The organism is Georgenia sp. M64, assembly GCF_038049925.1.
Taxonomy (GTDB): Bacteria; Actinomycetota; Actinomycetes; order Actinomycetales; family Actinomycetaceae; genus Georgenia.
This window is the reverse complement of the sequence record NZ_CP145809.1, coordinates 3859479-3872590: the sequence shown is the minus strand read 5'-3', so window position 1 is coordinate 3872590 and position 13112 is coordinate 3859479. Positions and strand designations below refer to the sequence as shown.

General features: G+C 74.6%; 10 protein-coding genes and 1 tRNA gene. All 11 read left to right on the top strand.

What is annotated here, in order from left to right:
• Positions 1–22 precede the first annotated feature (22 nt).
• On the top strand, positions 23–988 hold the full coding sequence (locus tag AAEM63_RS17200; RefSeq protein WP_341359435.1) for a phosphatase PAP2 family protein: 966 nt from the start codon (positions 23–25) through the stop codon (positions 986–988).
• A gap of 60 nt (positions 989–1048) precedes the next feature.
• Complete coding sequence (locus AAEM63_RS17195; protein WP_341359434.1) at positions 1049–1780, top strand: beta-phosphoglucomutase family hydrolase; 732 nt, start codon at positions 1049–1051, stop codon at positions 1778–1780.
• The gene (locus AAEM63_RS17190) at positions 1777–4311 is read left to right on the top strand and encodes a glycosyl hydrolase family 65 protein (protein WP_341359433.1); all 2535 of its coding nucleotides are present in this window, start codon (positions 1777–1779) and stop codon (positions 4309–4311) included. The genes AAEM63_RS17195 and AAEM63_RS17190 overlap by 4 nt, the downstream gene beginning before the upstream one ends.
• 130 nt (positions 4312–4441) lie before the next feature.
• Positions 4442–7168: a type I DNA topoisomerase gene (topA, locus tag AAEM63_RS17185; RefSeq protein WP_341359432.1), complete on the top strand. Its 2727-nt coding sequence runs from the start codon at positions 4442–4444 to the stop codon at positions 7166–7168.
• A 64-nt stretch (positions 7169–7232) separates the two neighbouring features.
• Positions 7233–7529: a hypothetical protein gene (locus AAEM63_RS17180; protein WP_341359431.1), complete on the top strand. Its 297-nt coding sequence runs from the start codon at positions 7233–7235 to the stop codon at positions 7527–7529.
• 10 nt (positions 7530–7539) lie between these two features.
• A complete protein-coding gene (locus tag AAEM63_RS17175; RefSeq protein ID WP_341359430.1) occupies positions 7540–8589 on the top strand; it encodes a Gfo/Idh/MocA family oxidoreductase in 1050 nt (349 codons plus the stop codon).
• A 73-nt stretch (positions 8590–8662) separates the two neighbouring features.
• Positions 8663–9391 carry a dTMP kinase gene (gene tmk, locus AAEM63_RS17170; RefSeq protein ID WP_341359429.1) on the top strand — a complete coding sequence of 243 codons (729 nt, stop codon included), beginning with the start codon at positions 8663–8665 and terminating at the stop codon, positions 9389–9391.
• Positions 9388–10545 (top strand): DNA polymerase III subunit delta', encoded by a 1158-nt coding sequence (locus tag AAEM63_RS17165; RefSeq protein ID WP_341359428.1) that lies wholly within the window; start codon positions 9388–9390, stop codon positions 10543–10545. Before tmk ends, AAEM63_RS17165 begins: the two co-directional genes overlap by 4 nt.
• An 80-nt stretch (positions 10546–10625) precedes the next feature.
• Positions 10626–12200, top strand: coding sequence for an alpha/beta hydrolase (locus AAEM63_RS17160; protein ID WP_341359427.1), 1575 nt, complete (start codon positions 10626–10628; stop codon positions 12198–12200).
• Positions 12201–12296: 96 nt separating this feature from the next.
• Positions 12297–12369 (top strand) — tRNA-Thr (locus AAEM63_RS17155).
• Between the two features lie 508 nt (positions 12370–12877).
• On the top strand, positions 12878–13033 hold the full coding sequence (locus tag AAEM63_RS17150; protein ID WP_341359426.1) for a hypothetical protein: 156 nt from the start codon (positions 12878–12880) through the stop codon (positions 13031–13033).
• Positions 13034–13112: the final 79 nt, after the last annotated feature.

Here is a 13112-nt window from a genome sequence, read left to right as displayed (position 1 = left end):
AGCGACCGCGCGAGGTGCTTCGATGAGCCGGCGCGCCACCGCCCTCGCCGCAGCCGTGATCTCCGGCGCCGGGGTGTGGCTGGTGTGGTGGTTCTTCGTCACCACGGCGGCGGGCCAGGAGGTCGACGAGATCGCGTTCGAGGGATCGCGCATCGGGCGCTGGCGTCTCATGGACAGCGCCCGCGACCTCCTCGACGTCGTGTCCGTCCCGTTCCTCATGGTCGTGGTCCTCGTCGGGATGGTCGTCGCGGGTCTGCGGCGCCAGTGGTGGCTCGCGGTCGCCGTCGTCGTGGTCGTCGCGGCCTCGAACGTCACCACCCAGGTGCTCAAGAACGTCCTCGTCCGCCCGGACATGGACATCTCCGAGGCGACCGTGAACTCCTTTCCCAGCGGGCACGCGACGGTGGCCGGCTCGGTGGCGGCTGCCGCGATCCTCGTCACGGCGCCGCGCTGGCGGTGGGTGACGGCGCTCCTGGGTGCCACCTACGCCGGCGCGACCGGCGTCTCGACGATGGTCGGTGGCTGGCACCGCGCCTCCGACGTGGTGGCCGCCATCCTCGTCGTCGGGGCGTGGACGTTCCTCACGCTGGCGGTCCTCGGCCCCGCCGCGACACCGCTGGAGCTCGGTCCGGCCCGCCGGGTGCGCCTCGCGGCCGTCCGGTCCGCCGGACCCGCGAGCGACACCACCCGGACGGCCGACGGCGCCGCAGAGCCGCACCTCTCGCGCGACGGCTTCGTCGAGGCGGACGAGGAGAGCGCGCCGGCGGCGCTGCGCGCGACCCGGACCACCGAGCACCTCTTCGGCGGGGTCGCGCTCTTCGCCCTCATGCTCGCCCTGCTCTCGGTGCTCGTCACCAACTGGCTCGGTGGGGACTCGCGCACCGAGCTCGTCGTGGCCTACGCAGGTGCGGCCGTCGGGGTCGGCGCGGTGACCGCGCTGACCTTCCTGGCCGTGCTGCGCCTGTCCACGCCGCGCGTGTGGCACTGAGACGGGCCGGTGCCGGTGCCAGACTGGGCAGGCGCGACGCGGCGCGGGACGGGGGCTGACGTGCTGGGACTGCCGGCAGGTGTCCGGGCCTGCCTCTTCGACCTCGACGGGGTGCTCACGCAGACGGCGCAGGTCCACCGTGCCGCGTGGACCGCGACGTTCGACGAGTACCTGCGCGCACGCTCGGACCGCACCGGCGAGCCGTTCGTGCCCTTCGACCCCGCGGCGGACTACGCCGCCCACGTCGACGGCAAGAAGCGCGCCGACGGCGTGCGCGACTTCCTCGCCAGCCGGGGCGTCGTCCTGCCTGAGGGCGCGGCCGAGGACGAGGGCACGGGGAGCGTGGCCGGCCTGGGCAACCGAAAGAACCGCCTCCTGCTGAGCCTCCTCCACGACGAGGGCGTGGAGGTCTTCGAGGGCAGCCGCCGCTACGTCGAGGCCGCTGCCGCCGCGGGCCTGGCCCGGGCCGTCGTCTCCTCCAGCGCGAACACCCGGCTCGTGCTCGACGTCACCGGCCTGGCCCCCCTCTTCGACGTCGTCGTCGACGGCGTCGAGGCCCGGCGTCTGGACCTGCCCGGCAAGCCCGCTCCCGACACCTTCCTCGAGGCGGCCCGCCGCCTGGGGGTGGCCCCCGCCGCGGCCGCGGTCTTCGAGGACGCCCTCGCCGGGGTCGAGGCGGGCCGGGCCGGGGGGTTCGGCCACGTCGTCGGCGTGGACCGGCTCGGCCAGGCCGACGCGCTGCGCCGGCACGGGGCGGACGTCGTCGTCGCCGACCTCGAGGAGCTGCTGTGAACGCGCAGGACGCGCCGGCGGAGCCGGTCCCGGCGGAGGTGGCCGCGGTCGCGGGCGACGGTCCCCGGGCCGGGGCGGCCGCGGTCGGTCCGGCGGAGGTCGGCGCGGCCGAGAGGGCGGCCGCGTCGCAGGCCGCGCCGTCCGAACGGCCGCTGCACGTCGCGCACGGCCGGGGCTCCCTGCCGGTGGACCCGTGGACGGTGCGCGAGCCCACCCTCGACCTCGCCGGGCTGGGCCGCACCGAGTCGCTCTTCGCCCTGTCCAACGGCCACATCGGCCTGCGCGGGAACCTCGACGAGGGCGAGCCGCACCACACCCAGGGCACCTACCTCAGCGGGTTCTTCGAGCACCACCCCCTGCCCTACCCCGAGGGCGGCTACGGCTACCCCGAGTCCGGCCAGACGATGGTCAACGTCACCAACGGCAAGCTCATCCGGCTGCTCGTGGACGACGAGCCGTTCGACGTGCGGTACGGCACCGTCCTGCGCCACGAGCGGGTCCTCGACATGCGCGCGGGCACCCTGCAGCGCTGGGTCGACTGGGTCTCCCCGGCCGGCCGGGCCGTGCGGGTGAAGTCCACGCGGCTGGTCTCCTTCGCGCACCGCGCCGTCGCCGCGATCGCCTACACGGTCGAGGCGGAGCAGGAGGTGCGGATCATCCTGCAGTCCGAGCTCGTCGCGAACGAGGCGCCGCCCGAGGTCGACAGCGACGACCCGCGCGTGGCCGAGGCGCTGGACAACCCCCTCGTCGCGGTCGGCCAGGACCTCGAGCAGCACGGGTCGGTCCTGCTCCACCGCACCGCGCACAGCGGTCTGCACCTGGCGGCCGGGATGGACCACGACATCGAGTGCTCCCGGCAGTACGACGTCGAGAACGAGGTGCGTGAGGACTGGGCCCGCACGACGGTGGTGACGATCCTGCGGCCCGGGGACAAGCTCCGCGTGGTGAAGTACCTCGGCTACGGGTGGTCCCGGACCCGCTCGGACCCTGCGCTGCGGGACCAGGTCGCCGCGGCCCTGACCGGGGCCAAGTACTCCGGCTGGGACATGCTCCGCCGCGCCCAGCGCGACTACCTCGACGAGTTCTGGCGCGCCGCCGACATCGAGATCGACGGCGACCCCGTCCTCCAGCAGGCGCTGCGGTTCTCCGCCTTCCAGGTCCTCCAGGCGGGCGCCCGGACCGAGGGCCGGGCCATCGGCGCCAAGGGGCTGACGGGCACCGGGTACAACGGGCACACGTTCTGGGACGTGGAGGGCTTCGTCGTGCCCGTCCTCACCCTCACGGCGCCCGACGCCGCCGCGCACGCGCTGCGGTGGCGGGCCTCGACCCTGGACCGGGCGCGGGAGCGCGCCCGGACGCTCGGCCTGGCCGGCGCCACCTTCCCCTGGCGGACCATCGACGGCGACGAGACCTCCGCGTACTGGCCCGCCGGCACCGCCGCCTTCCACATCAACGCCGACATCACCCGCGCGTTCGAGCTCTACCGGTGGGCCACCGGCGACGACGGCCTCGAGCGGTCGGTGGGGCTGGACGTCCTCGTCGAGACGGCGCGGCTGTGGATCTCGCTCGGCCACCACGACGCCGCCGGGCGCTGGCACGTCGACGGCGTCACCGGGCCGGACGAGTACACCGCCGTCGTCGACGACAACGTCTTCACCAACCTCATGGCCGCCGCCAACCTCAACGCCGCCGTCGGCGCCTGCACCCGCCAGCGCCGGGCCGCCCGGCTGCTCGGCGTGGGTGAGGCCGAGATCGCGCGGTGGCGCCGGGCCGCGCGGTCGGTCCACGTGCCCTTCGACGCCAAGCTGCAGGTCCACCCGGCATGCGCGAACTTCACCCGGTACGCCGAGTGGGACTTCGAGGCGACCGTGGGCCGGTACCCGCTCATGCTCCACGCGCCCTACGTCCAGCTCTACCGCAAGCAGGTGGTCAAGCAGGCCGACCTCGTCCTGGCGATGGTGTGGCGCACCGACGCCTTCACGGCCGAGCAGAAGGCCCGCAACCTCGACTACTACGAGCGGCGCACCGTGCGCGACTCCTCCCTCTCCGCCTCGCCCCAGGCGATCGTGGCCGCGGAGGTCGGGCACCTCGACCTCGCCCACGACTACCTCCACGAGGCCGCCCTGGTCGACCTTCACGACCTCCAGCAGAACACCGCGCACGGGCTGCACATCGCCTCCCTCGCCGGGGCCTGGACCGCCGCCGTCAGCGGGCTCGGCGGGCTCCGCGAGGACGGCGAGGCCGTTCGGCTGGCCCCCGCCCTGCCCGCCCCGGTGCGCCGCATGGCGTTCGGGCTGCGCTGGCGCGGCGCGCTCCTGCGCGTCGAGGTCACCCACGAGCAGGTGCGCCTGTGGCTGCCCGACCAGCCCGGGGCGAGCGTCCCGGTGCTGCTGTACGGCGAGGAGGTGAAGGTCACCGACGAGCCGGTCGAGCACCCCGTCCGGGTGCCCGAGCCTCTCCTCCCGCGCCCCCCGCAGCCGCTGGGACGCGCGCCGCGGCCGGCCGCGATCGCCATCGACCACCCCGCCTGAGACCGCCCGCGGTCCGCGGGCCGCCACCGCCGCCCGGTGGACGGCGGTGGCGACGCCACCGGATCCACGATGTACCGTCAGCCGCGAGAGATCCGGCCCCCGGCCGGCCGCCCACGCCTCGAAGGACGTCATGCCCACCTCCCGCAAGCTCGTGATCGTCGAGTCCCCCGCCAAGGCCCGCACCATCGGCGGCTACCTCGGCCCGGACTTCGACGTCGAGGCGTCGGTGGGCCACATCCGCGACCTGCCCCAGCCCTCGGAGCTGCCGGCGGACATGAAGAAGGGCCCGTACGGCAAGTTCGCCGTCGACGTCGAGGGCGACTTCGACCCCTACTACGTCGTCGACCCGGACAAGAAGAAGAAGGTGGCCGAGCTCAAGCGCCTCCTCAAGGACTCCGACGAGCTGTACCTGGCCACGGACGAGGACCGTGAGGGCGAGGCCATCGCCTGGCACCTCCTGGACGTCCTCAAGCCCAAGGTGCCGGTCAAGCGGATGGTCTTCCACGAGATCACCAAGGAGGCGATCACCCGGGCGCTGGAGCACACCCGCGAGCTGGACACCCGCCTGGTCGACGCCCAGGAGACCCGCCGCATCCTCGACCGGCTCGTGGGCTACGAGGTCTCCCCGCTGCTGTGGCGCAAGATCAAGCCGGGCATCTCCGCCGGCCGGGTGCAGTCGGTCGCCACCCGCATGGTCGTCGAGCGCGAGCGCGAGCGGATGGCGTTCCGGGCGGCGTCGTACTGGGACGTGCGGGGGGTGTTCACCGGCGGCGCGGAGCCGCGGCCGTTCGAGGCCCGCCTGGTCACCCTGGACGGGAAGAAGGTCGCCACCGGCCGGGACTTCGGCGACGACGGCGCGCTGACCGCCTCCGCGGTCCGGGCCGGGGTCCTGCACCTGGAGCAGGCCACCGCGACCGCCGTCGCCGCCGCGCTGGAGGAGGCGCAGGCGCGGGTGGTCTCGATGGAGACCAAGCCCTACACGCGCCGCCCGGCGGCCCCGTTCACCACCTCCACGCTGCAGCAGGAGGCCTCCCGCAAGCTGCGGATGAGCGCCCGGGAGACCATGCGCACCGCGCAGGGGCTGTACGAGAACGGCTACATCACCTACATGCGTACCGACTCCTCGGCGCTGTCGGGGCAGGCGATCGCCGCCGCCCGGCGTCAGGCGGGGGAGCTCTACGGCGCCGAGTACGTCCCGGACAAGCCCCGCACCTACGGCAAGGCGGCCAAGGGCGCCCAGGAGGCCCACGAGGCGATCCGGCCGGCGGGTGACTCCTTCCGCACCCCCGCCCAGGTGGCGAACCAGCTCACCGGGTCGCAGTTCAGGCTCTACGAGCTCATCTGGAAGCGCACCGTCGCCTCGCAGATGGCCGACGCCCGTGGCTCGACCGCGACCGTCCGGCTCGCCGCGACCGCCGCGACGGCCGAGGGCGACCGACGCGCCGAGCTGACGGCGTCGGGCACGGTCATCACGTTCCGCGGCTTCATGGCCGCGTACGAGGAGGGCCGCGACGCCGAGCGGTACGAGGCCGGCGAGGGCCGCGACGAGAAGGAGACCCGGCTGCCCGTCCTGGCCGAGGGCGACCTCGTCGGGACCGACCGGGTCACCGCCGAGGGCCACGAGACCACACCGCCGCCGCGCTACACCGAGGCCTCGCTCGTCAAGGCGCTGGAGGAGCGGGGCATCGGCCGGCCGTCGACCTACGCCGCGACGATCTCGGTCATCACCGACCGCGGGTACGTCGACCGGCGCGGGCAGGCGCTCGTGCCCACCTGGCTGGCGTTCTCCGTGGTGCGCCTCCTCGAGGAGAACCTGCCGCGCCTGGTGGACTACGACTTCACCGCCGAGATGGAGTCCGACCTCGACCGCATCGCCACCGGCTCGGAGGAGCGGGTGGACTGGCTGGCGCGGTTCTACCGCGGCGACACCGCCACCGAGCGGCCCGGCCTGAAGAACCTCGTCGAGGGCCTGGGCGACATCGACGCCCGCGCCGTCAACAGCATCGACATCGGCGAGGGCATCACGGTGCGGGTCGGGCGCTACGGCCCCTACCTCGAGGTCGCCGGCGCCGAGGGCGAGGAGGGCCGCCGTGCGTCCGTCCCCGACGACGTCGCCCCGGACGAGCTCACCGTGGCCAAGGCCCGTGAGCTCCTCGAGCGCCAGGCCGACGACGGCCGTGAGCTGGGCACCGACCCGGCCACCGGCCACACGATCATCGCGAGGAACGGCCGCTTCGGCCCCTACGTCACCGAGGTCCTCCCCGAGGCGGACGAGCCGGCCCCCGGCGGCGGCGCCAAGAAGCCGGCCCGGAAGAAGGCCGCGGCCAAGCCGCGCACCGCCTCGCTGCTGAAGTCGATGCAGCTCGAGACCGTCTCCCTCGATGACGCGCTGCGGCTGATGTCCCTGCCGCGCGTGGTCGGCACCGACCCCGAGGGCCAGGAGATCACCGCCCAGAACGGCCGGTACGGGCCCTACCTCAAGCGCGGCACCGACTCGCGGACCCTGGAGTCGGAGGAGCAGATCTTCGACATCACCCTCGACGAGGCCCTGGCCATCTACGCCCAGCCCAAGACCCGCCGGGGCGCCACGGCCAAGCCGCCGCTGCGTGAGCTCGGCGAGGACCCGGTCAGCAGCCGGCCCGTCGTCGTCAAGGACGGCCGGTTCGGCCCCTACGTCACCGACGGCGAGACCAACGCGACCCTGCGCAAGGACGACGACGTCGAGACCATCACCCCCGAGCGCGGCTTCGAGCTCCTCGCCGAGAAGCGCGCCAAGGGGCCGGTCAAGAAGACCACGACGCGCAAGGCCCCGGCGAAGAGGACCACGGCCCGCAAGGCCCCGGCGAAGAAGGGCTGAGCGCGCCGGAGTCCCGCGGGCGCTCGGCGTGCCGGAGCCGCGAGGCGCTGGCAGGATCGGCCCCGTGACCGTCGCAGCCACCCTCACCGTGCGGGCCCGGATCGAGGGGTTCCTCGCCCGGCTCCGCCGCGCGTTCGCCACCCCGGTGCTCAGCGTCGACGGGGTCGAGACGGACCTGTCCTGGCTGGGTGAGCGGCGCCTCGTCCTGACCCCCGGCGTGCACGAGGTCGGGGTGCACTACCGCAACCGCCGCTCCACGCACGGCCGGGCCACCACCAGCCTGACCGTCGCTCCCGGCGGGGAGGCGGCGCTGGACGCCGTGCTCGTGGACGGGACCTTCCAGCTCGCCGTCAGGCCCTAGCCTGGCCCCCATGAGCCTCCTGGCGACGACGCCGCCTTCCCTCCCGCTGCCGCCCGACCCCCGCGAGGCCCCCGCGCTGCGCTGGGGCATCCTCGGTGCGGGCGGCATCGCCGGAACGTTCGCCCGGGACGTCCCCGCCCGCTCCGCCCAGCGCGTCGTCGCCGTCGGCTCCCGCAGCGCGGACAAGGGCGCCGCGTTCGCCGCGAGCCACGGCATCGAGCGCGTCCACGGCAGCTACGAGGAGCTCGTCGCGGACCCCGACGTCGACGCCGTCTACGTCGCCACGCCGCACAGCCACCACCGCGACCACGCCGTCCTCGCGCTCGAGGCGGGCAAGCACGTGCTCGTGGAGAAGGCCTTCACGCGCAGCGCCGCCGAGGCCCGTGAGGTCCTGGCCGTCGCCGAGCGGCAGGGCCTGTTCGCCATGGAGGCGATGTGGACCCGCTTCCTGCCCCACACGGTCGCGCTGCGCGCCGTCGTCGACTCGGGCGCCCTCGGTGAGATCTGCACCGTCACCGCCGACCACGGGCAGCGGCTGGACCACGTCGAGCGCCTCTTCGCGCCGGAGCTGGCCGGCGGGGCCCTGCTCGACCTGGGCGTCTACGACGTCTCGTTCGCCCACCTGCTCCTCGGCGCACCGGCCGGCGTGCGCGCCACCGGGGTGCTCACCGACCGTGGGGTCGACCTGCAGGAGGCGGTCGTGCTCACCTACGACGGCGAGCACGAGCGCGCGCTCGCCGTCTGCACCGCCTCGATGTGGACGGCCAGCGCCACGGGCGCGTCCGTGGTGGGCACGGAGGGCCGCATCGACGTCGCCGGGCCCTTCTACGGCTCGACCTCGTTCGTCGTCACGCCGCGGGGCGGGGAGGCCTGGCAGTGGCCTCCGGCCGAGCTCGCGGGCCACCGGTACGGCTTCGAGTACGAGGCCGCCGAGGTGGCCCGGTGCGTGAGCGCGGGCCGGCAGCAGTCCGACGTCATGCCCTGGAGCGCGACGCTCGAGGTCATGGGGACCATGGACGAGGTCCGACGCCAGCTCGGCGTGGTCTACCCGGGCGAGTGAGAGGCGGGGCGCGAGCGGCCGGCGTCCACACCGCCGGCGCCGGGTCGGGCCCGCCGGTGGTTACGCTGACCCGGTGACCGACGGCCCGCCCCCCGCCCCCGACCCGGCCGCCGCCGACCCCTCAGGCCCCCACCCCGCAGCCCCCGGCCTCGAGGGCTCGCCGGCCGGGTCCCGCGGGTGCTTCGTCTCCTTCGAGGGCGGTGACGGCGCCGGCAAGACCACCCAGCGGGACCTGCTCGGGCAGTGGCTGCGCGGGCTCGGCCACGAGGTCGTCCTCACCCGTGAGCCCGGCGGGACCGAGCTGGGACAGGTGCTGCGCGACGCGCTGCTGCACGGCGACGACGTCGACCCGCGCACCGAGGCGCTGCTCTACGCCACCGACCGGGCCCACCACGTCCACCACCTCGTGCGACCGGCCCTGGACCGCGGCGCCGTCGTGGTGACCGACCGGTACCTCGACTCCTCGGTCGCCTACCAGGGCGCCGCCCGCGCCCTCGGCGCCGACGAGGTCCGCGCCCTGTCGCTGTGGGCGACCGACGGTCTCCTGCCGGACCTGACCGTCCTGCTCGACCTCGAGCCCGCCGTCGCGGCCGGCCGGCGCACGGGCGAGCCGGACCGGATCGAGCGCGAGCCCGCCGCGTTCCACGCACGGGTGCGCGAGCACTTCCTCGAGCTCGCCGCGGCGGAGCCAGGCCGCTACCTCGTCGTCGACGCCACGCTGGCGCCCGAGGAGATCCAGGAGCGGGTGCGCGGCAGGCTGGCCCGCCTCCTCCCGGCCCCGGCCCCGGCTGCGCGGCCGTGAGCGTCTGGGACGAGGTGGTCGGCCAGGAGCAGGTCGTGGCCACCCTGCGCGACGCCGTGGCCGCCGCGCGCAGCGGTGGGCCGGGGATGTCCCACGCGTGGCTCGTCACGGGGCCGCCCGGCTCGGGCCGCTCGGTCGCGGCCCGCGCCTTCGCCGCCGCCCTGCAGTGCACCGACCCGGACGAGCCCGGCTGCGGCCACTGCCAGGGCTGCACGACGGCGCTGGCGGGCACCCACGGCGACGTCACCCTCGTGGGCACCGAGAAGGTCATCTTCAGCATCGACGAGATCCGCCCCCTCGTCTCGCAGGCGCAGCGTGCGCCGTCGCAGGGCCGCTGGCGCGTGATGCTCATGGAGGACGCCGACCGCATGGTCGAGCGCACCTCCAACGTCCTGCTCAAGGCCATCGAGGAGCCCCCGCCGCGCACGGTGTGGCTCCTGTGCGCGCCGAGCCCGGAGGACGTGCTCACCACCATCCGGTCGAGGTGCCGGGCGGTGCACCTGCGGGTGCCCGACCCGCGGGCGGTGGCCGATCTCCTCGTGCGCCGCGACGGCCTGCCGGCCGACGTCGCCCTCGCGGCGGCCCGCGCCGCGCAGTCCCACATCGGTCTGGCGCGCCGCCTCGCGCGAGACCCCGAGGCCCGGGAGCGGCGCCGTCGTCTCCTGGCCGTGCCGACGTCGATCCGCGGCGTCGGGGACGCCGTGCTCGCCGCGGCCGATCTCATCGAGATCTCCACGGTCGACGCCCGCAGGGCCACGGAGGAGCGCGACGCGGCCGAGCGCGCGGAGCTCCTGCGCACCCTGGGCGCCGACGCCGGCTCGCGGCTCCCGCCCGCCCTGCGCGGCCAGGTCAAGACCCTCGAGGACGACCAGAAGCGCCGGGCCACCCGCGCCCAGCGCGACGTGCTCGACCGGGCGATGGTGGACCTGCTCTCCCTGTACCGCGACGTCCTGGTGGTCCAGCTCGGCGCCGACGTCGACCTCGTCAACACCGACGCCGCCGAGGAGGTCCGGCGCCTCGCCGCCGGCTCGACGCCGGAGCAGAGCGTGCGGCGGATGGACGCCGTGGGGGTCGCGCGCGAGCGGCTCGCCGCCAACGTCGCCCCGCTGCTCGCGGTGGAGGCCATGATGGTGGCGCTGCGCCCCCAGGGATGACGTCGCGACCAGCGGTGGTCTCGCCCACAGACCCCGGCGGCCGGGTGCGGGCGGCACCGGCGGGAAGGTAGCGTGACGGGGTGCGCCGCCCCCGCCCCGCCCTGGCTCTCGTGGCCGCCGCCCTCGTCCTGACCTCGTGCACCTCGGTCTCCGGCGACGAGCCGACGGCCGCCCCGTCGACGTCCCCCGCGCCGTCCTCGGCCACGTCCTCGGCGTCGCCGTCGGCGTCGCCGACCGCCGGCGAGGCGACGGACGACGTCCCCGAGGGGCTGGCGGAGTACTACGGCCAGGAGGTCGCGTGGACCGCGTGCGGGGAGACCTTCGAGTGCGCCGAGATCACGGTGCCGCTGAGCTACGACGACCCCGGCGCGGAGAGCATCACCCTCGCCGCCAAGCGGCTGCTCGCGGCGGGGGAGAAGCAGGGGTCGCTCGTCATCAACCCCGGCGGTCCGGGCTCTTCCGGGATCGAGCTCGCGGAGGCCGCCCCGAGCTACTTCACCGCCGAGCTGCGCGAGGCCTACGACGTCGTCGGCCTCGACCCGCGCGGCGTGGGCGACTCGACCCCGGTGGACTGCGTATCTGACGCCGAGCTCGACCGCCTCCGGGCGGCGGAGTACGACCTCGAGACGGACGAGGGCCTGCGGGCCTACCAGGCCGACGCGCAGCTCATCGCCGACGGGTGCGCCTCGACGTCCGGCGACCTCGTGGCCAACGTCGACACCGTCTCGGCGGCCCGGGACCTCGACGTCCTGCGCCACCTGCTCGGCGAGGAGGAGCTGGACTACCTCGGCTTCTCCTACGGGACCTACCTCGGGGCGACCTACGCCGAGCTGTTCCCCGAGCGGGTCGGCCGGCTCGTGCTCGACGGGGCCATGGATCCCAGCCTCTCCGCGCACGAGACCACCCTCGCGCAGGCGGTCGGCTTCGAGAGCTCCCTGCGCGCCTACGCCGAGGACTGCCTGGCGGGGCCGGACTGCCCCCTTACCGGCAGCGTCGACGACGCCGTCGGCCAGGTCCGCACGCTCCTCGAGCTGACGGGCGACACGCCCCTGCCGACGGCGGACGGGCGCGAGCTCACCGCCTCCCTCGCCTTCTCCGGCATCATCACCCCGCTGTACGACGACTCCACGTGGTTCGCCCTCACCGCCGCCCTCGACCAGGCCATCAACGAGGGGGACGGCTCCCAGCTGCTCTTCCTCGCCGACCTCCTGGCCGGCCGCGAGGCCGACGGCTCCTACCCGGTGAACACCACCGAGGCGAACTGGGCGGTCAACTGCCTCGACTACCCGGTCGAGGGCGACCTTGCCCGGTGGAAGGCCGAGGCGGACGAGCTCGAGGCGGCGGCCCCGACGTTCGGGCCGATCATGGGCTACGGCGCCGTGCTGTGCGACGCCTGGCCCGCGCAGGGCGAGGCGGAGCGTGAGCCGGTCACCGCGGCGGGTGCGCCGCCGATCATGGTGGTCGGCACCACCGGCGACCCGGCCACGCCCTACGAGTGGAGCGTCGCGCTGGCCGACCAGCTCGAGAGCGGCTTCCTCCTCACCTACGACGGCGGCGGGCACACCGCGTACGGCCGCTCCAACGACTGCGTCAACGCCGCGGTCGACAGGTTCCTCCTCGACGGCGTGGTGCCCGAGGAGGGCGCGACCTGCTGAGGACGGCCGCGGCGGTGGACCGGGGGCCGTTTTGTCGCCGCCCCGGACCTGCCGGTAGAGTGGTCGGGCCGCGCCCGGCAGCTCCCGGGCGGGCGCGCCGCCTTAGCTCAGTCGGCAGAGCGATTCACTCGTAATGAATAGGTCGTGGGTTCGATTCCCACAGGCGGCTCCGGTTGTTCAGGCCCACCCCGGCGCGGGGTGGGCCTGAACGTTTTCCTGGTCCGGCCCGGGCGGTTCGTCGCCGCACGACGGGCGGGGCCGGCCGGTGCAGCCCAATGCCACCCCAGGTATTTCCCGCTGGCGGTTTCGGAAATTTCGCCGCGACGCCCACGGGGTGTCGCCCCCTCGGGTCGGGGCAGTTCCCGACCCCATTTCTGAGGACTGCATCACATCGTTTTGTGGACGGAGCAGTTCTGATATCCGACCGGACGAACGACCCACGAGATCTGACCATGCGTGGAAATCGACGAGCGCACAACCGGATGACCCACCGTCGATGCCTCTCGCGCCGAGGCGGCCGCCTACCGATCGCACGCTGCGTGCGCCGCTGCGACCGCCGCGGACCAGACGTGCGCACGTCGTGCCTGGCCGGGGCCCCTCACCGCCACGCCCCCTCCGTGGGCCGCCCCCTCCGCACCCCCGCGGCGTGGCCCGGCCCCGGCACGTAGACTCCAGGTGTGGACCACCTCCTCGCGCTCATCCCGTCCGTGGGCACCGGAATTCTCTTCTTCGTCGTCATTCGCGCCATGGTCAACGCCGACCGGAATGAGCGCGCGGCGCTGGAACGGATGGACCGCGAGGCGGCGAAGCGTCCCGACGGAAGGGACGGATAGCTTCTCCACAACTTCTCCGTGGTTGGCGTGACAATGACGTTGCCGCCAATTAGTGTTCTCGGTGGGTGGACCGGTCCCG

Excerpts from the sequence above, each read along its gene's own strand:
- AAEM63_RS17200 (WP_341359435.1), top strand. The coding sequence starts at position 23 with ATGAGCCGGCGCGCCACCGCCCTCGCCGCAGCCGTGATCTCCGGCGCC.
- AAEM63_RS17175 (WP_341359430.1), top strand. The coding sequence starts at position 7,540 with ATGAGCCTCCTGGCGACGACGCCGCCTTCCCTCCCGCTGCCGCCCGAC.
- topA (WP_341359432.1), top strand. The coding sequence starts at position 4,442 with ATGCCCACCTCCCGCAAGCTCGTGATCGTCGAGTCCCCCGCCAAGGCC.